9 protein-coding genes are annotated in these 25,626 nt (G+C 74.0%); 4 read left to right on the forward strand and 5 right to left on the reverse strand.

Translation table 11 applies throughout. The features are described from left to right. Positions 1-114 precede the first annotated feature (114 nt). Positions 115-1,965 carry a PIG-L family deacetylase gene (locus tag EKG83_RS17125; protein WP_084716931.1) on the reverse strand — a complete coding sequence of 617 codons (1,851 nt, stop codon included), beginning with the start codon at positions 1,963-1,965 and terminating at the stop codon, positions 115-117. 383 nt (positions 1,966-2,348) lie between these two features. Between EKG83_RS17125 and EKG83_RS17130 the strand changes: the two genes are divergently transcribed. Continuing rightward, the gene (locus EKG83_RS17130) at positions 2,349-3,602 is read left to right on the forward strand and encodes an SGNH/GDSL hydrolase family protein (protein WP_033434064.1); all 1,254 of its coding nucleotides are present in this window, start codon (positions 2,349-2,351) and stop codon (positions 3,600-3,602) included. A gap of 39 nt (positions 3,603-3,641) precedes the next feature. On the opposite strand, the gene EKG83_RS17135 is transcribed toward EKG83_RS17130, so the two are convergent. The 4 genes from EKG83_RS17135 to asnB all read right to left on the reverse strand — a co-directional run bounded on the left by EKG83_RS17135 (position 3,642) and on the right by asnB (position 7,532). Beyond that, the gene (locus EKG83_RS17135; RefSeq protein ID WP_033434011.1) at positions 3,642-4,385 is read right to left on the reverse strand and encodes a thaumatin family protein; all 744 of its coding nucleotides are present in this window, start codon (positions 4,383-4,385) and stop codon (positions 3,642-3,644) included. Positions 4,386-4,402: 17 nt separating this feature from the next. Then, on the reverse strand, positions 4,403-5,227 hold the full coding sequence (locus EKG83_RS17140; RefSeq protein WP_033434010.1) for a glycoside hydrolase family protein: 825 nt from the start codon (positions 5,225-5,227) through the stop codon (positions 4,403-4,405). A gap of 142 nt (positions 5,228-5,369) precedes the next feature. Next, complete coding sequence (locus tag EKG83_RS17145) at positions 5,370-5,612, reverse strand: SHOCT domain-containing protein (RefSeq protein ID WP_084716930.1); 243 nt, start codon at positions 5,610-5,612, stop codon at positions 5,370-5,372. Positions 5,613-5,696: 84 nt separating this feature from the next. Then, positions 5,697-7,532, reverse strand: a complete 1,836-nt coding sequence (gene asnB / locus EKG83_RS17150) for an asparagine synthase (glutamine-hydrolyzing) (protein WP_033434008.1) — start codon at positions 7,530-7,532, stop codon at positions 5,697-5,699. 226 nt (positions 7,533-7,758) lie between these two features. On the opposite strand from asnB, the gene EKG83_RS17155 reads away from it, so the two are divergent. The 3 genes from EKG83_RS17155 (at position 7,759) to EKG83_RS17165 (ending at position 25,613) form a co-directional block, all read left to right on the forward strand. Further along, entirely contained in the window at positions 7,759-8,694 is a 936-nt protein-coding gene (locus EKG83_RS17155; protein WP_170191926.1) for a diiron oxygenase, read from the forward strand. Beyond that, positions 8,691-9,122, forward strand: a complete 432-nt coding sequence (locus EKG83_RS17160; protein WP_033434007.1) for a hypothetical protein — start codon at positions 8,691-8,693, stop codon at positions 9,120-9,122. Before EKG83_RS17155 ends, EKG83_RS17160 begins: the two co-directional genes overlap by 4 nt. Positions 9,123-9,197: 75 nt before the next feature. Beyond that, positions 9,198-25,613 carry a type I polyketide synthase gene (locus tag EKG83_RS17165; protein ID WP_194283028.1) on the forward strand — a complete coding sequence of 5,472 codons (16,416 nt, stop codon included), beginning with the start codon at positions 9,198-9,200 and terminating at the stop codon, positions 25,611-25,613. Positions 25,614-25,626 lie beyond the last annotated feature (13 nt).

Below are 25,626 nucleotides of genomic sequence, written 5' to 3' on the forward strand. Positions count from 1 at the left end.
TGGGCACCTCGCAGCCTGCCGGACGACCGGTGGTCTTGACCAGGGGCGAAGGGTTGGCGTTGTCGGCTGGGGGTGCCGCCGGCCAGGAGCGCCGGCCCGGTGCCCCCGAGCCCCTCAGAGCCGCTGCCAAGCCCCGAACGGGCTGCTCGCCCCGGCGGCCGCCTGCGTGCGGATGTACACCGCCCCGTCCGTCCCCACGGTCGCCACCACCACCGCGCCCCGGGCGTCCAGCACCGCCGCCGGGTAGTCGACGATCACCCCGCCCAGGTCCGTCCACGCCCCGTACCCGGCGTTCGGCCCCCGCTGCATCGTCATGCTCACGCCCGTACCGCCGTTGCGCTGGAACACCACGATGCGCGCGTCCGCCCCCGGCGGCGCCGTGACCACCGCCTGCTGACCCACCCCGCCGTGACCGCCGAGCAGCACCGGGGCGGCCTGCCAGCCGCCCGCCGTCTGCACGGTGACCACGACCTCCTCCGTGTCCGCCCGCCGGTACAGCACCTCGACCCGCCCGTCCTGCGACAGCGCCGCCGACGGCGGACTGGCCGGCACGGCCGACGGCAGGGTCTCGTCGCGCGTGAAACCGCCGTTGGGCTGCTGCTGGTACCACCGCAGGAGCCGGGACCGGGTCGACGCGAACAGCTCGATGCGCCCCTGCGGCGTCCGCACCGCGCTCAGCCCGTCCTGCACGTCCGTGCCGAACAGGTCCACCCAGTCGCTCCACCCGGTCGCCGTGCGGTACTTCGTGCTGACCCCGCCGCCGCCGTTCTTGACGAACACCTGCAACCGCCCGTCGGCGTTGGCCGCCACCGCGGGCAGGCCCACCTGGTCGGCGTTGCCGAGGGCGCTGTTGGGGTTGCCCAGGTCCGTCCACGGCCCGCTCCAGCCGCCGTTGGGCGCGTTCTGCCGCAGGGACAGCAGGTGGTGGTCGGACTGCCGCCGCGCGAAGACCTCCATCGTCCCGTCCGGGTTCGAGGCCACCGCCAGGGCCTGCGCGAGCGGCCCGCCGGCGTCCGCGAGCCCGCCCGGCCCCGCCCACGGACCGGACGGCGTCTGCCAGTACGCGTACGGCACCCCGCCGCGCACGACGAACACCTGCGGCCGCCCGTCGGCGTTGCGCCCGGCCCACGCGGTGCCGCGCGGCCAGCGGTAGTTCATGCCCACCAGGTACCGGCGCAGCCCGGTGTTGCCGTCGTAGCGCAGGTACTGGTCGAAGATCGAGCTTTTGCGCGCCACGGTCGACGACGACAGGTTGTTCGGCACGCTGGTGTTGTTGTAGTCGCGGTAGTTCACCTGCGCCGGCTGCCCGCCGTAGGAGCGGACGGCGTCGTCGGTGAACCGGGCGGCGGCGACGTGGTCGGAGTGGTCGACGTCGTACCGGGCGTCGGGCAGCGGGTCCTGGGCACGCACGAGCGTCGGCCGGTAGGCGCGCATCAGGTCCGCCAACGCGGTGACGACGGCGGCCCGGTCGTAGGAGTACGACTGCGTCACCAGCCCGCCGGCGGGGATCACGGTCCGGTCGGTGACCCCACCGTCCCGCACCGCGCCCAACTGGCCGTCCCGCAGGTTCAGGAACACCAGCTGCACGTCGGTCCGCCCGACCAGGACGTACCGCTCGGCCTGCCGACCGGCCACGGTCACCAGCCCGCCGGCCCACTCCTCCTGGCCACCGGGGTTCACGTCGGGCACGCCCGCCATCCGCGCGTAGGCGTCCTGGATGCCGCGCTGCCGGTTGCGGGCGCGTTCCTCGTCGGTGCTGCCCGCGCCGGTGATCTGCCCGGCGGTGACGAACACGGTCACCGTGGGGGTCCGGGTGCTGATCGTGAGGTCGATGTCGGGGTTCATGAACAGCAGGTCGTCGTCCTCGTGCGCCACGACCTGCATGTAGAGGTCCGCGGCCTCCGGCGTCGTCCACCCGATCGACACCAACGCGGCCACCAGCACGGCCGTCAACGCACGCCTCATGCCGCCCCCTCATGCGCGTCCTGATCGGCAGCTTGCCACCGCGACGAGCGGCGACCGGTCACGTCACCCGGTCGGACTCGCGCCGGACGGGGGCCACTGGTCCTCCGTGGAGAACCCCTGGCAGCAAGACCGGAGGGCGAGACTCCGAATGGCGGCGTCCTCTGCCAGAAGACGCGCGATGGCCTGGCGGTCGTCGTGACCTCGGAGGAAGTGAGCACCGGTCGCGCGACCGGTGCTCGTCGTCTCCGCGGCCACCGGGTTCCGGTCTCCTCCGCGTCCTCACCGCCCGTCAACGCCCTCCCGGCGAACGCCTTCGGTCTTGACCACCGCCACCCCGCGTGACCAGATTCCACGTCAGTTCGACCGTCAACGAGGAGGTCGTGATGCCCCTGCTTCGACACCCGGTGCTACCGGCGGTGCTCGCCGTCGTGCTCACCTGGGCCGGTGCCGCCGCCAGCGCGCAACCCGCCACCGCCGCGCTGCCCACCGCCGCCGTCGCGCTCGGCGACAGCTTCGTCAGCGGCGAGGGCGCGGGCGCCTACCAGCCGGTGACCGACGTCAACGGGGTGCCCCAGGGCTTCCCGGGCTGGTCCGCGCCCAACGACAACGCCTTCTTCTGCCACCGGTCCGCCAACGCCTCCCTGCACCGGGCCGACCTGCCCGGCATCCAGGCCCGGTTCAACCTCGCCTGCTCGGGCGGCCAGCCGCACGACATCGCGAACCCCTCGGGCAACCGGCCCAAGGGCCGGACCGTCGCCTCCCAGCTCGACCAGCTCCGCGCGGTGGCGGGCACCCACGACATCGACCTGGTCCTGGTCGGCCTCGGCTCGAACAACGGCTCGTTCACCTTCGGCGACGTGGCCACGCTGTGCGCCAACCGCTTCATCGCCGACGCCTGGACCGGCTGGTGGGAGTTCTGGGCCTACCTGGGCGGCCCGGTGCCGCAGGAGCCGTGCGCGGTGTCCGACCTCGCCACCGAGGACGAGATCGCGGCGGTCACCGCCGAGACCACCGCGGCCCTGCGCCAACTGCTCACCACCCTGGACCGGGTCGACGCCGACGGCCGGCACCGGGTGGTCCTCCAGGACTACACCAACCCGCTGCCCCTGGACCTCGCCGCCGAGTACCACGAGGAGGACGGGCGCACCGACACCCGCGACAAGTTCCGCGACCTCGGCGCCGAGCGCTACGCCGCGGGCTGCCCGGTGCACCGCGCCAGCCTCGCTCCGGGCCACGTGTTCTCGTCCCGGCTGGGCACCGTGGTGCAGGGCGCGCACGCCGCGCTGTCCGCCGAGTTCCCCAACGCCGACCTGGTCCTGCTCAACGTGCAGCGCGCCTTCGACGGCGCGCGGCTGTGCGAGCAGGGCGGCAGCCCGGCGAACGCCCTGGCCACCCCCATCCGGCTCCAGGACGGCCCGAGCGGCACCTTCGTCACCAGCCTGGCGGGCAAGGACAAGATCGACGTGCAGCGCATCGCCAACACCTGCGTGACGTACTTCCAGACGTGCCAGGAGTCGTGGCACCCCAGCGCCGCCGGTCACGCGGTGCTGGGCCGCTGCCTCACCGGTGCCGCCGCCACGACGGCCCGGGGCGTGGCCTGCGTCCGGTCGGCGGACGGCACGATCACCGTCGGCTGAAGCGGGTGCGGCCCGGGAACCCCCGGGCCGCACCGGTTCTCAGGCCACCGGGTGGAACGTGACGGTGAAGCCGGTGCACTGGCGGCACTGCCGGACGACCTGGTTGCCCGGTTCGGTGTCGTGCCGGGACCACGCGTACGCCTTCGGGCAGCGGGACGACAGGGCGTTGCTGTAGGCGGTCCTGGCGTCCCGGTCGGGGTTGGTGCACAGCATCGGCCTGCCGTCGGGCCAGCGGGTCAGGTTCTCCGGCGGGCAGTAGGGCAGGAGGTTCTCCGGGCAGCCCACGGCGGTGCACTCGGTGGAGCCCGGTGGCGTCACCCCGTCGCGCGCCTCGATGGTGATGGGCAGGGAGAACGCGTTGACGTAGCTGACGTTGTACCAGGGCGCCAGCCAGTCGCCGCGGTCGAAGTTGAACTCCGCCAGGCTCGCCGGCTGCTCGCCGGTGGTGCAGCGGTCCGCCTGGGGGCCGCAGTCGGCGACGCGGCAGCGGAACGTGCTGCCGGGCGTGCCGGTGCAGTCCTGCCGGGCGAAGAACTTGCCGCGCCAGTGGTTCGGGCCGGCCGACTCCGGGATGGTGATGGTGGCGGACTGGCCGTTCTGCAGGGTGGGCAGGCCGGTCAGGGCGCGCGAGCCGTCGGCGTTGACCGTGCTGCCGATCCACACCGTCCGGCCGGACCGGTTGACGAAGGTGACCGTGTGGTCGGCCGCGGCGGCGGTGGTGACGGGGGTGGTGACGGCGAGCGCGGCGATGGCGGTGACCACCGCGCACAGGAACTTGCGCATCGCTCCTCCGGGGAAGGTCAGGTGACGGACCGGTAGGCCACGCCCGTGGCGTTGGGCGTGGTCCCGTCGTAGAGGCCGGTCGGGCTGGTCCGCGTTGACAGGGAGAACCACGCGAACCGCTCCACGTAGGGCAGGCCGTTGAGCATGGCGGTGGAGCGGCGCACGAAGTCGGCCTGCCTGGTCTGGTCCGGGTACGCCGGCTGCGGGCCGGTGAAGTCGATCAGCCCGTACTCGGTGAGCCAGATCGGCTTGCGGTAGCGGTTGTAGACCGCTTGGACGTAGCTCTGCAGGTGACCGGTGGCGGCGGTGGAGAAGTCGCTGCCGTACCAGTGCAGGGGGATGAAGTCGACCCGGTACCCGCGCGCGGCGGCGCCGCTCATGAACCGGTCGAGCCAGCCGCCCGCGCGGTCGCCGCCGAACGCGACTGCGGGTGCGCCGAGCCGCATGCCGGTGGCCTGGAGCCGCGGCCACAGGGCGAGCGCCTGCTCCACCGACATGTTCGCCTGGCCGGCCATGTCGGGTTCGTTGAAGCCGAGCAGGGTGGTGCCCAGCGACCGGGCCCGGTTCAGCTCGGTGTCGTTGACCGCGCCCGCGCCCCAGATCATCGGCACGAACTCGACGCCGGGTGGCGTGGTGACGCCCTGCGTGTCCGACGCCCAGGTGTAGTACCAGCCGGCCCGCACGTCGGCGAGCGCGGCGGCGACACCGGGGTGGTTGTTGACGCTCACGCCCTTCTTCGTCGCGGCGGCCGCGGCCGGGACGGTCGTGGCCGGGGCGGTGAGCACGCCGACGGCGGCGAGCACCGCCAGGGCCGCGGCGAGCAGTCGTCTTGGGCCTCGCATGCGCCTCGATCCTCCGTGAGTCTGTGGGAACCGTGTGCGGCGGCGGACGTGAGAGCGCTCCCATCCAGGGTGGAGGTGGTCTGGACCGCTGTCAACCCGCTGATGGCGGTGTACTTCACCGCCGACCTGCCCGCCGGAACCGTCAGCCCATGACCAGGAGAACGGTGATCAGGAAGTACAGGAAGTACAGGATGACGACCACCCCGATCGTGGTGGCGACGATCCGGAAGGCGGAGTGGCGGTTCGCGGCCCGCCCGGGCGAGTCGTGCGGCACCGGCGACCGCGGGTTCAGGACGCGTTGCTTCGCCGCCTCGAACTCGGCTTCCGACAAGGCGCCCGACCTGCGCAAGCGTTCGAGCCTTTCCAGTTCATCCGCCACGCCCATGCTCCTGCCCCCTCCAGTCGCACCGGGGTCCGGAGCCTAGCCGTCCGAACGACCCGCCGGGGGCCGGTCGACGGAAGTGCCTGCTCAGGTGAGCTTGAGCGTCGGCTTCGCGATGTCCAACCACGCGTCCACGTCGAGGATGCGCTCGAAGGTGAACCGCGCCGCCGGGTCCACCTCGGCCGGGTCCGCGGCCACCGCCCGGGCCACCTTCGCCGGGTCGCACATGAACAGCGCGTCGCCGTTCGGCGCGGCCAGCACGTCGCGCACCTGCTCCTGGAGCGCGGCCACGTACCGGAGGTCCTGCGTCGACGGGTAGCCGCTCTTCCGCCTGGCCGCCACCGACTCGGGGACGACGTCCCGGGCCGCCGCGCGCAGGAGGCTTTTCTCGTGCCCGTCGGAGGTGTGCATGGACCAGGGCACGTTGTACAGGTACTCCACCAGGCGGTAGTCGCAGAACGGAACCCTGGTCTCCACGCCCGCGCGCATCGCGATGCGGTCCAGCCGGTCCTCCAGGGTGCGCATGAACCGGGTCAGGCCGAGGTAGGCGATCTCGCGCTGCCTGCGCCTGCGGTCGTCCTCACCATCGAGGTGGGGCACCTCGGTCAGCGCCAGGTGGTAGCTGTCCCGGCTGAACGCGGGCAGGTCGATCAGGTCGATGAACTCCCGGCTCATGTACGCGGCCGTGTTCAGCTGGGGCCAGGCCACGAACCACGGGAAGTCGTCGCCCGTGCGCACGGCCTCGGCGTGGTGCCAGAGGTGGCCCATGAAGATCTCGTCACCGGCCTCGCCGCTCAACGCCACCGTCACGTGCTCCTTGAGGGCCTTGAACAACAGGAACAGCGAGCTGTTCATGTCGCCCATGCCGTACGGGGCGTCCCACGCGGCGACGACCTCGCGGCGGACCTCCGGGTCGGACAGGGCGCGGTGGTCGAGCACCAGGTGGCGGTGGTCCGTGCCGACGTGCGCCACCACGTCGGCGATGTAGGGGCCGTCGGCGCTGAGCCGGATCGAGTCGGCGGTGAAGTTCTCCGCCTGGTTCGGGAAGTCCACCGAGAACGTGCGCACGACCTCGCCGCGCGGGCGCAGGGTGCGGTCGGCCAGGCCGGTGAGGACGCTGGAGTCCAGGCCGCCGGACAGCAGGACGCCCCGGGGCACGTCGGCGACCAGCTCGTGCGCGACGTTGTCCTCCAGCATCTCCCGGACCTTGTGGACCGTGGTCTCCTCGTCGTCCTCGTGCGGCGCGGCGGTCAGCCGCCAGTAGGTGTGCTGCCGCAGGCCCGAGCGGTCGACCGTGATCACGGTGCCGGGCTGGACGATCTTCACGCCCGACCAGACGCCCTCGTCGTAGGTCGGGAAGCCCAGCAGCAGCCTGCGGATGCCGTCGGTGTCGACCACCGGCTCCACCAGCGGGTGCGCCAGGATCGCCTTCGGCTCGGAGCCGAACACGATGCCGTCCTCGGTGGGGAAGTAGTGCAGCGGCTTGGTGCCCAGGCGGTCGCGGATGAGGACCATGCGCTCGTCTCGGCCGTCCCACAGGCCGATCGCGCACATGCCGACCATCCGCTCGGCGACGGCCACGCCCCACTCCAGGTAGCCGCGCAGCACGACTTCGGTGTCGCTGGAGGTGCGGAACCGGTGCCCGCGCCGGCGCAGCTCGTCGCGCAGCTCGACGAAGTTGTAGGTCTCGCCGCTGTAGGACAGCACGACCTGGCCGTCCGGGGTGTCGACCGCCATCGGCTGGGTGCCGCCGGGCAGGTCGATGATGGAGAGCCTGCGGTGCCCGAGGGCGGCGTGGGTGCCGGTCCAGATGCCCCACTCGTCCGGGCCGCGCTGCCGCATGACGTGCGTCATGGCCTCGATCGTGGGGCGCTCATCGGTCAGATCGCGGTCGAACGATACCCAGCCGGCAACTCCGCACACGGTGTGCTCCCTCCGCTCAAGGCGACCGTAGCGAGGGCCCCCGGCTTTGGAAATCGGGCACGGGTCGCGGTAGGGGTGGCCGCGGCAAAGTAGGGGTATGTGCCGGCGGGCCGGGCGTGGTGCGGTGTCGTCGGAGGTGCCCCCGCGGGTCCGTCGGGTGGCCGGGTCGTCGGTCGCGGCGACCGCGAACCCTTGTCGGTACTACGACGAAGGCAACGGGATTCCCTTGACACCCCATGACTACCGTTCGAGGTTCACCGAGTGGGACCGGCGGTCCTGGGTGCGGGCCAAGCCCCACCGGGACTCCCCGTTCACCGCGGGGGCGCACTACTTCTCCCCGGAGCTGTGCCCGCTGTCCGCGTGCCCGCCGGTGCGGGCCGCGCCCCGGCACGTCCGCGAGGCCGTCCTCGTGCACAGCCTCTACCTCCACCTGGAGTTCACCGTCCAGCTGGAGATGGGGCCGGTCAACGAGATCTGCGCGCTGCTGCGGTCGCCGCGCTTCCTGCCGTGGCTGCCCGCGGGCATGAAGGACGACGTGCTGCGCATCTACACCGACGAGGCCGGCCACGCGGAGATGTCGAACACGCTGAAGAACGCGGTGGCGGCCGAGACCGGCGTGGTCCCGGTCGAGCACCGGCCGCGCTTCCTCGGCGCGCTCGCCGCGCTGTACTCCGCCGAGCTGCCCGCCTACCGGCCGCTGGTCAAGCTGTTCTTCGCGATCGTCTCGGAAACCCTGATCACCGGCACGCTGACCAGGCTGCCCAAGGACCCGTCCGTGCAGGCGGCCGTGCGCGAGCTGGCCCAGGACCACGCCGCCGACGAGGGCAGGCACCACGCGTTCTTCCGCGCCCTGTTCGAACTGCTGTGGCCGCGGATGCCGGTGCCGTTGCGCCGCAAGGTGGGCGTGCTGCTGCCCCGGGTGATCCACGCGTTCCTCTGGCCGGACGAACCCGCGCTCGTCCGGGTGCTGGCCACGATGCCCGAGCACTTCGCCGACCCCGCGGCGGTGGTGGCCGGGCTGGCCGCGTCCCCCGCGTGCCGGGACGCCGTGCTGCGCAACGCCGCGCCGACGCTGCGCATGTTCCGCGACAACGGCGTGTTCGACGACCCGGTGCTCGCGGCGGCCTTCGCCGACGCCGGCCTGCCGGGGAGGACCGGGTGATCCGGGACCTCGTGCTGGCACTGCTGTCCGCGCCGCTGGCGGACACCTCCGCGCCGGCCCGGTTCGCGGGCGGCTCACCACCGCGGTGGCGCGCCGACCTGACCCGGTGGCTGACCGCGGCGGGCGAACTGGACCCGGACCTGGACTTCGACCTCGCCCCGCACCCGGCCGGCCTGGTGCTGACGACGCGGCGCCCCGTAGCGGCGACCGTGGTTTTGGCCCTGGTGACCGAACCCGCCGCCGTGCCGGAGGTTGAAGCCGATCTGCTCGTCGTGCTGGCCTGTTGTCCAGAGTGGACCGGCCGGTGCGCCGACGACGTCCTGCTGCTGGAACCGCGGTGGGCGGCGGCGGTGCTGCTCGACCACGCGGCCCCGCTGTTCTGGGGCGTGTCCGCCGCCGAGCGGTCGCCGTCCGTGCTGGACGGCTGAGAACCCCGCCCGGCGGTGCGGGGAACCGAACGAAGTGCAGTGCGCACGTCCATGATCACACCTGGGGGCAGGGACATGGGATTCGCCGGAGGTATCGCGGTCGTCGGGATGTCCTGCCGCCTGCCGGGGGCACCGGACCCGGACTCGTTCTGGCGGCTGCTGCGCGCCGGCGGTGACGCGGTGACGCCGGTGCCCGCCGACCGGGTCGACGCGGGCACCGGCCGGGGCGGGTTCCTGGAGCGCGTCGGCGACTTCGACCCGGCGTTCTTCGGGATCTCCCCGCGCGAGGCGGCGTCGGTGGACCCGCAGCAGCGGCTGGTGCTGGAGCTGGCCTGGGAGGCGTTCGAGGACGCGGGCGTGCGGCCCGGCGGTGACGCGGGCGTGTTCGTCGGCGCGATCCGCGAGGACTACGCGGACCTGCGGGGTCCCGACGACATCGGCGCGCACGCCATGACCGGGTTCCAGCGCGGCATGATCGCCAACCGGGTCTCCTACGCCCTGGGGTTGCGCGGCCCCAGCTTCGTGGTCGACGCGGCGCAGTCGTCCTCGCTGGTCGCCGTGCACACCGCGTGCGCGAGCCTGCTGCGCGAGGAGTGCTCGGTCGCCCTGGCGGGCGGGGTCAACCTCAACCTGAGCGAGACCAGCGCGCGCACCGCGGTGGAGTTCGGCGGGCTCTCCCCGGACGGCCGCTGCCACACCTTCGACGCCCGCGCCAACGGCTACGTCCGCGGCGAGGGCGGCGCGCTGCTCGTGCTCAAGCGGCTGGCCGACGCGGAGGCCGACGGCGACCTGGTGCACTGCGTGATCAGGGGCAGCGCGGTGACCAACGACGGCGGCGGCGCGGGCCTGACCGTGCCCGAGCGGGCCGCGCAGGCGCGGGTGCTGCGGCTGGCCTACCGGCGGGCCGGGGTCGACCCGGCCGACGTGGGCTACGTCGAGCTGCACGGCACCGGCACCAGGGTCGGCGACCCGGTCGAGGCCGCCGCCCTCGGCGAGGTGCTGGGCGCGGGCCGCCCCGCCGACCGGCCGCTGCTGGTCGGCTCGGTCAAGACCAACATCGGCCACCTGGAGGGCGCCGCGGGCGTCGCCGGCCTGCTCAAGGCGGTGCTCAGCCTCGCCCACGGCGAACTGCCCGCGAGCCTGCACTTCCGCACCCCCAACCCGGAGATCCCCCTGGACGCGCTGCGCCTGCGCGTCCAGGACCGCCTCGGGCCGTGGCCGGGCCCCGGACCGCGGCTGGCCGGCGTCAGCTCCTTCGGCATGGGCGGCACCAACTGCCACGTCGTGCTGGCCGAGTGGACCGGGCCGCGGCGGGCGGGCGGGTCGGCCGTGGCGCCGTGGGTGCTCTCCGCCAAGACCGGGCAGGCCCTGCGCGACCAGGCCACCCGGCTGCGCGAGCACGTCGAGGCCAACCCCGGGCTCGACCTGGCCGACGCGGCCTGGACCGCGGCCACCACCCGCCCCGCCTTCGCGCACCGCGCGGTGCTGGTCGCGCCCGACCGGGACCGGCTGCGCGCCGGCCTGACCGCGCTGGCCGCCGACCTGCCGTTCCCCGGCCTGGTCAAGGGCATCGCCCGGCAACCGGGCAAGGTCGCCTTCGTCTTCCCCGGCCAGGGCTCGCAGTGGCCCGCCATGGGCGCGGCGCTGCTCGACACCTCACCGGTGTTCGCGGCGCGGATGCGCGACTGCGCCGACGCGCTGGCACCGCACATCGACTTCCCGCTGCTCGACGTGGTCCGCGGCGAGGCGCACGACGTGGACGTGGTCCAACCCGCCCTGTGGGCGATGATGGTGTCGCTGGCCGCCCTCTGGCGGTCCCTGGGCGTCGAACCCGACGCGGTGGTGGGCCACTCGCAGGGCGAGGTCGCCGCAGCGTGCGTGGCGGGCGCCCTGTCCCTCGACGACGCGGCGAAGGTGACGGCCGTGCGCAGCCGCGCCTTCCGCGACCTCGGCGAGGGCGCGATGGTCGCGGTGGCCCTGCCGGAGCGGGAGGTGGCGCGCCGGCTGGCCGGCGGCGCGTGGATCGCCGCGGTGAACGGGCCGGACGCGACGGTGGTGTCCGGCGAGCCGGCGGCCGTGCGGGAGTTCGGGGACGCCTGCGAGCGCGAGGGCGTCCGGGTGCGGCGGGTGCAGGTCACCACCGCGTCGCACTCGCCGCTGGTGCGGCCGCTGCGCGACGGGCTCCTCGCGGCCCTGCGCGACATCACGCCGAGGGCCACCGAGGTCACCTTCGTCTCCACGGTCACCGGCGGACCCCTGGCGGGCACCGAGCTGGACGCCTCGTACTGGTACCGCAACCTGCGGCAGCGGGTCGAGTTCGAGCGCGGCACCCGGTCGCTGGTCGACCTGGGCTGCGACGTGTTCGTCGAACCCAGCCCGCACCCCGTGCTCACCGCGCCGGTGCAGCGGATCGCCGGGGACGCGCTGGTGGTCGGCTCGCTGCGCCGCGACGAGGGCGGGCTCGACCAGGTGCTGACCTCGGCCGCCCAGCTCCACGTGCACGGGCTGCGGCCGGCGTGGGAGCGGGTGTTCGAGGGCGCGCGGGTCCGGCTGCCCACCTACCCGTTCCAGCGGCAGCGGTACTGGCTCAACGAGGCGCCCGAAACCCGGGAGCGTGCCGAGGTGCATTCCCGGCCCGAGGCGCGTCCGGTGCCCCGCGACCCCCTGGGGCTCGTGCGGGCGCACATCGCGGCGGTCCTGGGCTACCCGACGCCGGACGCCGTCCCGGTGGACCTGAGCTTCCGCGAACTCGGCGTCGACTCGCACCTGGCGGTCGAGCTGCGCAACCGACTTGCTGGCGACACCGGCACGCCACTGCCCGCCACGCTGCTGTTCGACTACCCCAGTTGCACCGAGCTGGCCGATTACCTCGGCGGTCAGCGGGTCGAGAACGCGCCCGTCGCCGTGTCGGCTGTTGACGGTGATCCGGTCGTGGTGGTGGGGATGGCGTGTCGTTTTCCGGGTGGTGTGGTGTCTCCGGAGGACTTGTGGGAGGTGGTTGTCGGGGGTCGGGATGTGGTGTCGGAGTTCCCGGTGGATCGGGGTTGGGGTTCGGGCTTTGGTGGGTTCGTTGACGATGTGGCGGGGTTTGATGCCGAGTTCTTCGGGATTTCGCCGCGTGAGGCGTTGTCGATGGATCCGCAGCAGCGGTTGGTGTTGGAGTGTTCGTGGGAGGCGTTGGAACGGGCTGGGGTCGACCCGTCGTCGGTGCGGGGGAGTGCGCTCGGTGTGTTCGTCGGCGTGATGCGCGGCGACTACGCGGGCGGCGGTGATTTCGGTGTGACCGGCGGCGCGGGCAGCGTGGTGTCGGGTCGGGTGTCGTACTTCCTGGGGGCGCGGGGACCTGCCATCTCGGTGGACACGGCGTGTTCGTCGTCGTTGGTGGCGTTGCACTTGGCGGCTGAGTCGGTGCGGCGTGGTGAGAGTTCGATGGCGTTGGTCGGCGGGGTGACGGTGATGTCGTCGCCAACGTTGTTCGAGGAGTTCGCGCGGCAGGGTGGGTTGGCGGCGGACGGCCGGTGCAAGTCGTTCGCCGGGGCGGCGGACGGCACCGGGTGGGCCGAGGGCGTCGGGATGTTGGTGGTGGAGCGGCTGTCCGAGGCGCGGCGGCACGGGCGTCGGGTGCTGGCGGTGCTGCGGGGTTCGGCGGTGAACCAGGATGGTGCGTCCAACGGGTTGACGGCGCCGAACGGGCCGAGTCAGGAAGAGGTCATCCGGCAGGCGTTGGCCAACGCCGGTCTCGGTTCCGCTGATGTCGACGTGGTCGAGGGGCACGGTACGGGCACGCGGTTGGGTGACCCGATCGAGGCGCAGGCGCTTCTGGCGACCTACGGGCAGGACCGGGATGTGCCGCTGCTGCTGGGGTCGGTGAAGTCGAACATCGGTCACGCGCAGGCGGCTGCCGGGGTGGCCGGTGTGATCAAGGTGGTGCTGGCGATGCGGCACGGGGTCGTGCCGGCGAGCCTGCACGTGGACGAGCCGTCGCCGGTGGTGGACTGGGGTACGGGCGCGGTTGAGGTGGCTCGGGAGTCGGTGGCGTGGCCCGCTCGGGAGCGGCCCCGGCGGGCGGGGGTGTCGTCGTTCGGGATCAGCGGGACCAATGCGCACGTGATCCTGGAGCAGGCGCCGGCGGTCGAGGAAGCCGACGCACCTGGTGATGGTGGTCCGGTGCCGTGGGTGTTGTCGGCCGCGTCGGCCGAGGCGTTGCGGGAGCAGGTCCGGCGGGTGTCGGGCTGGCCGGGTTCGGCGGTGGACATCGGTTATTCGCTGGTCAAGAGCCGGGCCCGGTTGGCGCACCGGGCGGTGTTGCTGGGTGATCGGCTGGTCGAAGGTGTGGCGCGTTCGGCCAAGACGGTGTTCGTCTTTCCCGGCCAAGGGGCGCAGTGGGCCGGGATGGCGTTGGAGCTGTGGGATTCGTCCCCGGTGTTCGCCGACTGGATGGATCGCTGTGCGGAAGCCTTGAGCCCTTGGGTGGACTGGGAACTGCGGGACGGCCTGCGCGGTGAGGGGGTCGACGTGGTCCAGCCCGCCTTGTGGGCGGTGATGGTGTCGTTGGCGGGGTTGTGGCGGTCGTTCGGTGTGGAACCGGATGCGGTGGTTGGCCATTCCCAGGGTGAGATTGCCGCCGCGTGCGTGGCGGGCGCGCTCTCGCTCGATGACGGCGCGCGGATCGTGGCGAGGCGCAGTCAGGTCATCGCGCGGCGGTTGTCCGGCTTGGGTGCGATGGCGTCGGTGTCGCTTCCGGAAGACCAGATCCGGTTGGACGACCGGTTGTCGGTGGCGGCGGTCAACAGCCCTGCGACGACAGTGGTGTCCGGGGACCCGGCAGCCATCGACGAGCTGTTGGCGAGGGTGCCGGGGAAGCGGATCGCGGTTGACTACGCATCGCACTCGCAGCAAGTGGAGGCGGTGCGCGACGAAATCTTGGAGGCGTTGCAGGGGATCACGCCACGTGCAGCAGAGATCCCGTTCCACTCCACGGTGTCCGGAACGGCGGAGTTCGACGCCGACTACTGGTACCGCAACCTTCGTCAGACGGTGCGGTTCGAGCCGGTGGTGCGTGAGTTGGGTGCGGCGGTGTACGTGGAGATGAGTCCGCACCCGGTGTTGACCGGTCACATCCAGGACACCGTGGAGGAAGCGGTCACGATTGGTTCGCTGCGCCGCGACGACGGTGGACCAGAGCGGTTCCGGACTTCGTTGGCCGAGGCGCACGTGAACGGTGTCGAGGTCGACTGGGCACCGCTGCTGATCGGTGGCCGTTTGGTCGACCTGCCCACCTACCCCTTCCAGCACAAGGACTACTGGCTCGACGTCAAGCCGTCCGCCCAGGCGCACCCGATCCTCGAAACCGCGGTCGAGTTCGCCGACGGCGCCGGTTCGCTGTCGACCGGCCGGTTCTCGCTGCGCGCGCAGCCCTGGCTGGCCGACCACGTCGTGGCGGGCGCGGTGCTGTTCCCCGGCACCGCCTTCCTGGAGCTGGCGGCCCACGCGGGCGGTCGGCTGGGCTGGGCGACCGTCCACGACCTCGTCGTGGAGGCGCCCCTCGAACTGTCCGCGCACGACGTGGTGGACGTGCAGGTGCTGGTGGGCGCGGTCGACGCCGACGGCCACCGGCCGGTGAGCGTGCACGCCCGGTCGGCGGCCCACGAGCGGTGGCGCAGGCACGCGGCCGGCACGCTGGCCGAGACCGGTGCGCCGACGGTCGACCACGTGGCGTGGCCGCCGGAGGGCGCGGTGCCGCTGGAGGTCCGGTACGACGTGCTGGCCGGGTCCGGCTTCGAGTACGGGCCCGCGTTCCGGGGGTTGCGCGCGGCCTGGCGGCGCGGCGACGAGCTGTTCGCCGAGGTCGACCGGCGGCCGGACCTGGTGGGCTTCGGGCTGCACCCGGCGCTGCTCGACGCGGCGCTCCACCCGCTGCTGCTCGACGCCGACGGCCTGCGGCTGCCCTTCGCGTGGACCGGGGTTCGTTGTGCGGCAACGGAAGTGAGCACCCTGCGCGTCTGGTTGACGCCCGCTGGTCCCGACGCCTTCGCGGTGGCCATGACGGACACCGAAGGCACCCCGGTGGCCTCGGTCGCGTCGCTGGCGCTGCGGCCGGTGGACACGGCCCGCCGCACCCTCTACGAGGTGGACTGGCAGCCCGCGCCCGCGGTCGGGCAGCCGGCGAAGGCGACCGTCTTCGAGTGCCCCCGGCCGGCCGGTGCGCCGGGACAGGCGGTGCGCGACCTGCTCGGGCAGGTGCTCCGGGCGACCCGGGACTGGCTCGCCACCGAGCGCCTGCCCGAGGAGCGGCTGGTCGTGGTGACCAGGAACGCCACGGGCGCCGACCCGGACCTGGTGCACGCCCCGGTGTGGGGGCTGGTCCGCTCGGCGCAGGCCGAGCACCCCGACCGGTTCGTCCTCGTCGACCTCGACGCCGGCGGCGAGCTGCCCGACGGGGTGGGCCTGGACGAACCGCAGCTCGCCGTCCGGGCGGGCGCGGTCCTGGTGCCGAGGCTGCGCAGGACGTCCGCGGAGCCCGGTCCGGCCCTGGCGGGCACGGTGCTGGTCACCGGGGCGACCGGGACGCTGGGAGGTCTGGTGGCCCGGCACCTCGTGACCGCGCACGGCGTCCGGCGGTTGGTCCTGACCGGCCGCACGGCGACGGCCGGGCGGTTCGCCGACCTGGTCGGGCTGGGCGCGGCGGTCGACGTGGTCGCGTGCGACCTGGCCGACCGCGACCAGGTGGCCCGGCTGCTCGCGGTGCACCCCGTCGACGCCGTCGTGCACACCGCGGGCGTCCTCGACGACGGCCTGGTCGAGTCGTTGACGCCGGAGCAGGTGGACGCCGTGCTGGCGCCGAAGGCGGACGCCGCCCGGCACCTGCACGAACTGGCCGGGGACCTGTCCGCGTTCGTGCTGTTCTCGTCGATGGCGGGCGTGGTCGGCACCCCGGGGCAGGGCAACTACGCCGCGGCGAACGCGTTCCTGGACGCGCTGGCGGCCCACCGGCACGCCCGCGGCCTGCCCGCGGTGTCGGTGGCCTGGGGCCTGTGGGAGCAGCGGAGCGGGATGACCGGCGGCGTCGGCGAGGTCGAGCGCCGCAGGCTGGCGCGCACCGGCATGACCCCGCTGCCCACCGCGCGGGCGCTGGACCTGTTCGACGCCGCCCTGGGCGCCGGCCGACCCGCGGTGGCCGCCACCAGGATCGACCCGCGCCTGCTGGGCACCGGGCCCGCGGTGCTGCGCGGCCTGGCCGGGGGCACGCCCGCCAGGCCCGGCCGGGCGCTCGCGGACGTGCCCGAGGCCGAGCGGCGCCAGGCCGCCATCGACCTGGTGCGCGCCCACGCGGCCGCGGTCCTCGGCCACCCGTCACCGGAGGCCGTGGCGCGCGGGCGCGCGTTCCGGGAGCTGGGGTTCGACTCGCTGACCGGGGTGGAGCTGCGCAACCGGTTGGCCGCCGCCTGCGGCACGAGCCTGCCGAGCACGCTGATCTTCGACCACCCGACGCCGGAGGCGGTCGCCGACCGGCTGCTGGAGAGGACGACCGGGCGGGCGGCACGGGCGCGTCCCGCCGCCGTCGACGGTGATCCGGTCGTGGTGGTGGGGATGGCGTGTCGTTTTCCGGGTGGTGTGGTGTCTCCGGAGGACTTGTGGGAGGTGGTTGCCGAAGGCCGGGATGTGGTGTCGGAGTTCCCGGCGGATCGGGGGTGGGGTTCGGGCTTTGGTGGGTTCGTCGACGATGTGGCGGGGTTTGACGCGGAGTTCTTCGGGATTTCGCCGCGTGAGGCGTTGTCGATGGACCCGCAGCAGCGGTTGGTGCTGGAGTGCTCGTGGGAGGCGTTGGAACGAGCCGGGGTCGACCCGTCGTCGGTGCGGGGGACCGGTCTCGGTGTCTTCATCGGCGTGATGCGCGGCGACTACACGGGAGGGGACGCCAACCTGATCGGCGGCGCCGGGAGCGTCGTGTCAGGTCGGGTGTCGTACTTCCTGGGGGCGCGGGGACCCGCCATCTCGGTCGACACGGCGTGTTCGTCGTCGCTGGTGGCGTTGCACCTGGCGGCTGAGTCGGTGCGGCGTGGTGAGAGTTCGATGGCGTTGGTCGGCGGGGTGACGGTGATGTCCTCGCCGGTGCTGTTCGACGAGTTCGCGCGGCAGGGTGGGTTGGCGGCGGACGGGCGGTGCAAGTCGTTCGCCGGGGCGGCGGACGGCACCGGGTGGGCCGAGGGCGTCGGGATGTTGGTGGTGGAGCGGTTGTCGACCGCCCGCCGCGCCGGGCGTCGGGTGCTGGCGGTGCTGCGGGGTTCGGCGGTGAACCAGGACGGGGCGTCCAACGGGTTGACGGCGCCGAACGGGCCGAGTCAGGAAGAGGTCATCCGGCAGGCGTTGGCCAACGCCGGTCTGGCGCCCGCCGACGTGGACGTGGTCGAGGGGCACGGCACGGGTACGCGGTTGGGTGATCCGATCGAGGCGCAGGCGGTGCTGGCGACCTACGGCCAGGACCGGGTCGAACCGCTGCTGCTGGGGTCGGTGAAGTCCAACATCGGGCACACCCAGGCCGCCGCGGGCATGGCCGGTGTGATCAAGGTGGTGCTGGCGATGAGCCACGGCGTGGTGCCCGCCAGCCTGCACGTCGACGAGCCGTCGCCGGAGGTCGACTGGTCGGCCGGGTTGGTGGAACTGGCTCGGGAGTCGGTGGCGTGGCCCGCTCGGGAGCGGCCCCGGCGGGCGGGTGTGTCCTCGTTCGGGATCAGCGGGACGAACGCGCACGTGATCATCGAGCAGGGCCCGGCCGTCGAGGAATCCCGGGCGGCCGACCGTGGTCCGGTGCCGTGGGTGCTGTCGGCCGCGTCGGCCGAGGCGTTGCGGGAGCAGGTCCGGCGGGTGTCCGGCTGGCCGGGTTCGGCGGTGGACATCGGCTACTCGCTGGTCAAGAGCCGGGCCCGGTTGGCGCACCGGGCGGTGCTGGTGGGGAACCGGCTGGTCGAAGGTGTGGCCCGGTCGCGCAGGACGGTGTTCGTCTTCCCCGGGCAGGGGTCGCAGTGGGCGGGGATGGCCGAGGAGCTGTGGGAGTCCTCGCCGGTGTTCGCCGGGTGGATGGACCGGTGCGCAAGCGCTTTGCGCCCCTGGGTGGACTGGGAACTGCGGGACGGCCTGCGCGGTGAGCGGGTCGACGTGGTCCAGCCCGCCCTGTGGGCGGTGATGGTGTCGTTGGCCGGCCTGTGGCGGTCGTTCGGCGTGGAACCCGACGCGGTGATCGGCCACTCCCAGGGTGAGATCGCCGCCGCCTGCGTGGCGGGCGCGCTCTCGCTCGACGACGGCGCGCGGATCGTCGCGATCCGCAGCCGGGTGATCGCGGACCGGCTGTCCGGCAAGGGCGCGATGGCATCCGTGGCGCTCCCGGAGGACCGGGTCCCGTTGGACGACCGGTTGTCGGTGGCGGCGGTCAACAGCCCGGCGAACGTGGTGGTGTCCGGGGACCCGGAGGCGATCGACGAGCTGCTGGCGAAGGTGCCGGGGAAGCGGATCGCGGTTGACTACGCATCGCACTCGCAGCAGGTGGAGGCGGTGCGGGACGAGATTTTGGAGGCACTGGAGGGGATCACGCCGCGCACGGCCGAGATCCCGTTCCACTCGACCGTGTCGGAGACGGCGGAGTTCGACGCCGACTACTGGTACCGCAACCTCCGCCGGACCGTGCGGTTCGAGCAGGCCGTCCGGACCCTGGGTGACGCCGTGTTCGTGGAGGTCAGCCCCCACCCGGTCCTGGTGCCCGGCATCCAGGACACCACCGCGGACGCGGTCGCCATCGGCTCGCTGCGACGCGGTGACGGCGGGCCGCAACGCTTCTGGACCTCGTTGGCCGAGGCGCACGTGAACGGCGTCGAGGTCGACTGGACACCGCTGCTGACCGGTGGCCGCCTGGTCGACCTCCCCACCTACCCCTTCCGGCACAGGCGCTACTGGCCCGAGGTCGGAGCGCTCACCGCGGACGACTGGCGCTACCGCATCGCCTGGCGGCGGCTGGCCGAGGCGCGCCGACCGCTGACCGGCCGCTGGCTCGCGGTGGTGCCCGCCCGCGGCACGGTCGTCCCGGACCTCGGCCCGACCGTGGAGACCGTGGCGGTGGACCGGCTCGCCGAGCACCTGGCCGGCGTGGACGGGGTGCTGTCGTTCCTCGGGCCGCACGACACCCTGACCGCCGTCCGGGTGCTGGAGCGGGCGGACGTGACGGCCCCGCTGTGGCTGGTGACCTCGGGCGCGGTCGCCGCGGCACCCGGTGACGTGGTGCGCGACCCGGCGCAGGCCCAGCTGTGGGGCCTCGGGCTCACCATCGGGCTGGAGCAGCCCGGTCGCTGGGGCGGCCTGGTCGACCTGCCCGAGGTCGTGGACGACGGGGTGCGCGACCGGCTGACCGCCGTGCTCTCCGGCGACGAGGACCAGGTGGCGGTCCGGTCCGACGGCACCTACGCCCGGCGGCTCGTGCGGGCACCGCGCGAGCGGCGGCGCGCCTGGCGGCCCAGGGGGACCGTGCTGGTCACCGGGGGCACCGGCGGGCTCGGCGCGCACGTGGCCCGCTGGCTCGTCGGGCACGGCGCCGAGCGCGTGGTCCTGGCCGGCCGCCGGGGTGCCGACGCGCCCGGTGTGGCGGACCTGGTGGCCGAGCTGGGCGACGGGGTCACCGCCGTGGCCTGCGACGTGGCCGACCGCGACGCGGTGCGGGACCTGCTGGCGTCGCTGCCCGGCCTGACCGCCGTGGTGCACGCCGCCGGGGTCGGGCAGCACGGCACGCCGGTGACCGCGATCGACGACCTCGACGACGTGCTGCGGGCGAAGGTCGTCGGCGCCGAGAACCTGGACGCGCTGCTCGACCACGACGCGCTCGACGCCTTCGTGCTCTTCTCGTCCGGGGCGGGCGTGTGGGGCGGTGGCGGGCAGGGCGCCTACGCGGCCGCCAACGCCCACCTGGACGCGCTCGCGCGACGCCGCCGGGCCTCCGGGGGCAACGCCACCTCGATCGCCTGGGGCAGCTGGGCCGGTGACGGCATGGCGCGCGGCGGCGCGGGCGAGCGGTTCCGCCGCCTCGGCGTGGTCGCGATGGACCCGCGGGTGGCGGTGCGGGCGCTCCGGGAGCTGGACGAGCCCAACCTGGTCGTGGCCCACGTCGACTGGCCGACGTTCGGCCCCAGCTACGCCGTCGCGCGCCGGCGCCCGCTGCTGGCCGAGGTCTTCGCGCAGGACGTCGAACCCGACACCCCGCGCCCCGCCGTGGCGGACGCCCTCCCGCTGGTCCGCGCGCAGGTGGCGGCCGTGCTGGGGATGGACTCCGGCGACGCGGTCGACGTCCGGCGCGCGTTCAGGGACCTGGGCTTCGACTCGGTCACGGCCGTCGAGCTGCGCAACCGGCTGGTCGGCGCGACCGGGCTGAGCCTGCCGACGACGGTCGTGTTCGACCACCCGAACTGCGCCGCCCTCGCCGACCACCTGACCGGGGCCGCCACCCCGGCACCGGCCGGGACCGCCGCCCCCGTGGACGAGCCGATCGCGATCGTGGCGATGAGCTGCCGGTTCCCCGGCGGGGTCGGCTCGCCCGAGGACCTGTGGCGGCTGGTGGCCGACGGGGTCGACGCGATCTCCGACTTCCCGGCCGACCGGGGCTGGGCGATGACCGGCACCGGCGGGTTCCTCCACGACGCCGCCGAGTTCGACGCGGGCCTGTTCGGCATCTCGCCGCGCGAGGCCACCGCCATGGACCCGCAGCAGCGGCTGGTGCTGGAGTGCGCGTGGGAGGTCTTCGAGCGGGCGGGCATCGACCCGACGTCCGTGCGCGGCAGCCGGACCGGCGTGTTCGTCGGCGCCCTGGCCCAGGACTACGGGCCCCGCATGCACCAGGCACCCGCGGACTTCGAGGGCTACCTGGCCACCGGCAGCACCGGCAGCGTGCTCTCCGGCCGGATCGCCTACACCTTCGGGCTGGAGGGCCAGGCGGTCACCCTGGACACCGGGTGCTCCTCGGCGCTGGTGGCCCTGCACACCGCGTGCCAGGCGGTGCGCAGCGGCGAGTGCGCGATGGCGCTGGCCGCCGGGGTGACGGTGATGGCGAACCCCGGCGCGTTCGCCGAGTTCGGCCGCCTGGGCGGGATCGCGGCCGACGGGCGGTGCAAGCCGTTCGCGGACGCGGCCGACGGCACCGGGTGGGGCGAGGGCGTCGGCGTGCTGCTGGTCGAACCGCTGTCCGAGGCGCGGCGGCACGGGCGCCGGGTGCTCGCCGTGGTCCGGGGTTCGGCGGTCAACCAGGACGGCGCGTCCAACGGGCTGACCGCGCCGAGCGGTCGTGCCCAGCAGCGGGTGATCCGGGCGGCGCTGGCGAGCGCCGGCTTCGCGCCCGCCGACGTGGACGTGGTCGAGGGGCACGGCACGGGCACGCGGTTGGGTGATCCGATCGAGGCGCAGGCGGTGCTGGCGACCTACGGGCAGGACCGGGACGTGCCGCTGCTGCTGGGGTCGGTGAAGTCGAACATCGGTCACGCGCAGGCGGCTGCGGGTGTCGCCGGTGTGATCAAGGTGGTGCTGGCGATGAGCCACGGCGTGGTGCCCGCCAGCCTGCACGTGGACGAGCCGTCGACCCTCGTGGACTGGTCCGCCGGGCTGGTGGAGGTGGCGCGGGAGGCGGTGCCGTGGCCCGAGCGGGACCGGCCCCGGCGGGCGGGGGTGTCGTCGTTCGGGATCGGCGGCACGAACGCGCACGTGATCCTGGAGCAGGGCCCGCCGGTCGAGGAGGTCCGCGCGCCCGACGGCGATCCGGTGCCGTGGGTGCTGTCGGCCGCGTCCGCCGAGGCGTTGCGGGAGCAGGTGTGGCGGGTGTCCCGGTGGCCCGGGTCGGCGGTGGACATCGGCTACTCGCTGGTCAAGAGCCGGGCTCGGTTGGCGCACCGGGCCGTGCTGCTGGGCGATCGGCTGGTCGAGGGCGTGGCCCGGCCGGTGGGGAGGACCGTGTTCGTCTTCCCGGGGCAGGGCTCGCAGTGGGCCGGGATGGCGTTGGAGCTGTGGGAGTCCTCGCCGGTGTTCGCCGGGTGGATGGACCGGTGCGCGGAGGCCCTGAGCCCCTGGGTGGACTGGGACCTGCGCTACGCGCTGGACAGCGACCGCGTTGACGAGGTCCAGCCCGCCCTGTGGGCGGTGATGGTGTCGTTGGCGGGGCTGTGGCGGTCGTTCGGCGTGGAACCCGATGCGGTGGTTGGCCATTCCCAGGGTGAGATCGCCGCCGCGTGCGTGGCGGGCGCGCTGTCGTTGGAGGACGGCGCGCGGGTCGTGGCTCGGCGCAGTCAGGTCATCGCGCAGCGGTTGTCCGGTCTGGGTGCGATGGCGTCGGTGTCGCTTGCGGCGGATCGGGTTCCGTTGGACGACCGGTTGTCGGTGGCGGCGGTCAACGGGCCGGCTTCGGTGGTGGTGTCCGGGGACCCGGAGGCGGTCGACGAGCTGTTGGAGAGGGTGCCGGGGAAGCGGATCGCGGTCGATTACGCATCGCACTCACAGCAGGTCGAGTCGGTGCGCGACGAGATCTTGGCGGTACTGCACGGGATCACGCCGCACACGCCCGCAATACCGTTCTACTCCACTGTGGACGATGAGGCGGTACTGGACGCCGACTACTGGTACCGGAACCTCCGTCGGACGGTGCGGTTCGAGCCGGTGGTGCGTGAGTTGGGTGCGGCGGTGTACGTGGAGATGAGTCCGCACCCGGTGTTGACCGGTCACATCCAGGACACCGTGGAGGAAGCGGTCACTATCGGTTCGCTGCGCCGCGACGACGGTGGGTTGGACCGTTTCTGGACTTCGTTGGCGGAGGCGCACGTGAACGGTGTCGAGGTTGACTGGGCACCGCTGCTGACCGGTGGCCGCCTGGTCGACCTGCCCACCTACCCCTTCCAACGGCAGCGCTACTGGCTCAACGCCGACGACACCGAGGCGACCCTGAACGACCACCCGTTCATCAGCACGGTCGTCACGCTGGCGGACTCGGGCACGACGGTGTTCACCGGCCGGATCTCCCCGGACCGCGCGCCGTGGCTGGCCGACCACGCGGTCCGGGACGCGGTGCTGCTGCCCGGCACGGCGTTCCTGGACCTCGTGCTGTGGGCGGGGGAGCACGTGGGCTGCCCGGCGGTGGCGGAGCTGACCCTGGAGACCCCGCTGACCCTGCGCGGCACCACCACCGTGCAGCTCGCGGTCGACGCGCCCGACCCCTCCGGGCAGCGGTCGGTCCGCGTCCACTCCCGGACGGACGACGGGCCGTGGACCAGGCACGCGTCCGGTGCCCTCACCGCCGAGACCCACCCGGTGGACGACCCGGCGCCGTGGCCGCCCGCCGATGCCGAGCCCATCGACGTGCCGGACCTCTACCGGCGGCTCGACGAGCTGGGCTACCGCTACGGGCCCGCGTTCCGGGGCGTGCGGTCGGCGTTCCGGGTCGGCGCGGACCTCTGCGCCGAGGTCTCGCTGCCCGAACGGCTCCGCCCGCAGGCGCGCCGGTTCCGCCTGCACCCGGCCCTGCTCGACGCGGCCCTGCACGTGGCGGGCGCCGACCGGGCGCAGGCCGCCCTGCCGTTCTCGTGGAGCGGGGTGTCGCTGGTCGCACCGGGCCGGACCGCGCTGCGCGTCCGGATCTCACCGCGCGGCGACGACACCGTCTCGCTGGTGCTGACCGACCTGGACGGGACGGCGGTCGCCCGGGTGGACGCCCTGGCGCTGCGCGCGCCGCAGGACTCCCTGTTCCGCGTCGACTGGGTCGAGGCGCCGTCGCAGGCCCCCACCGGCACGCACGTGGTCGTCACGGACCTCCGCGACGTGGGCGACACCGTCCCGGACACCGTGTTCCTGACGACCGACCACACCACCGGGACCACGCGGGACGCCGTGGTCGGGGTGCTGGCGGTGCTGCGGGAGTGGTTGGACGACGACCGGTTCGCCCGCTCGCGGCTGGTGGTCGTCCCCGGCGGCGCCGATCCCGCCCGCGCGGCGGTGCGCGGCCTGGTGCGGTCGGCCCGCGCGGAGAACCCGGACCGGTTCGCCCTGGTCGACCTGCACGACCCGGACCTCCCGGTGGACGCGGTCCTGGGTGTGCTGGACGAGGAGCCCGAATGCGAGGTGCGCGGCGGAACCGTCCGCGTGCCCAGGCTGGCGCGCCTGACCGGCCCGCGCGAGACCCCCGCGTGGGACCCCGGCGGCACGGTCCTGATCACCGGCGGCACGGGTGTCCTCGGCGCGGCGGTGGCCAGGCACCTGGTCACCGCGCACGGCGTCCGCAGCCTGCTGCTGGTCGGTCGCCGGGGGAGCGATCCCGGGCTGGTGGCGGAGCTGGAGGCCGCCGGCGCGCTGGTCACCACCGCCGCGTGCGACGTGTCCGACCGGGACGCGCTGGCCCGCGTGCTCACCCTGGTGCCCGCCGGGTTCCCGCTGCGCGGCGTGGTGCACGCGGCGGGGGTCGTGGCCGACGGGATCGTCGAGTCCCTGACGCCGGAGCAGGTCGACGCGGTGCTGGGTCCGAAGGCGGACGCGGCGTGGCACCTGCACGAGCTGACCCGGGACCTGACGCGGTTCGTGCTGTTCTCGTCCGCGGCCGGGGTGTTCGGCACGCCGGGGCAGGCCAACTACGCGGCGGCCAACGGCGTGCTGGACGCGTTGGCCCGGCACCGCGGGGCGGCCGGGCTGCCGGCGGTGTCGCTGGCGTGGGGCATGTGGGAGCGGCGCAGCGGGCTGACCGGCCGGCTCGGCGACCCCGACGTGGCGCGGATGGCCAGGTGGGGCGTGCGGCCGCTGACGGTGGCCGAAGGGCTGGCGCTGTTCGACGCCGCCTGCGGTGCCGACGAGCCGGTGGTGGTGCCGGTGGGGCTGGACCTCGCCGCCGTCGAGGAGGTGCCCGCGCTGCTGCGGGGGCTGGTGGCCGCCGAGGCCCCGGGTGCTGCCGAAGCGGGATGGGGCGGGGCGAGGTCGGGCGCGGCGGGTGCGGGCGCGGGTGCGGCGGGGCTGGTGGAGCGGCTGGCCGCGCTGCCGGTGGCCGACCAGCGCCGCGTGGTGCTGGGCCTGGTGCGGGAGCACGCCGCCGCCGTGCTCGGCCACCCCGGGCCGGACACCGTCGAGACCACCCGCGGATTCCTGGACGCGGGCTTCGACTCGCTGACCGCGGTCGAGCTGCGCAACCGGCTGGCCGCCGCGACCGGGGTCCGGCTGCCCTCCACGCTGCTGTTCGACCACCCGACGCCGGTCGCGCTGGCCGAGCGCCTGCACGGCGAGCTGCTGGACGGGCAGGAGTCGCCGGCCGGTGAGCTGGACCGGCTGGAGGCGCGGTTGCGGGCGCTGGCCGAGGACGGGGGCACGCGCCCGGAGGTGCTGGGCCGCCTGCGGTCGCTGCTGGTCGACCTCGGCACCGACCCGGGCGCGGCGGGGCTCGACTCCGCGACGGACGACGAGCTGTTCGAACTGGTGGACAACGACCTTGGCGTTCTCTGAGGAGCCGGGCATG

Source organism: Saccharothrix syringae, assembly GCF_009498035.1.
GTDB classification, from domain to species: Bacteria; Actinomycetota; Actinomycetes; order Mycobacteriales; family Pseudonocardiaceae; genus Actinosynnema; species Actinosynnema syringae.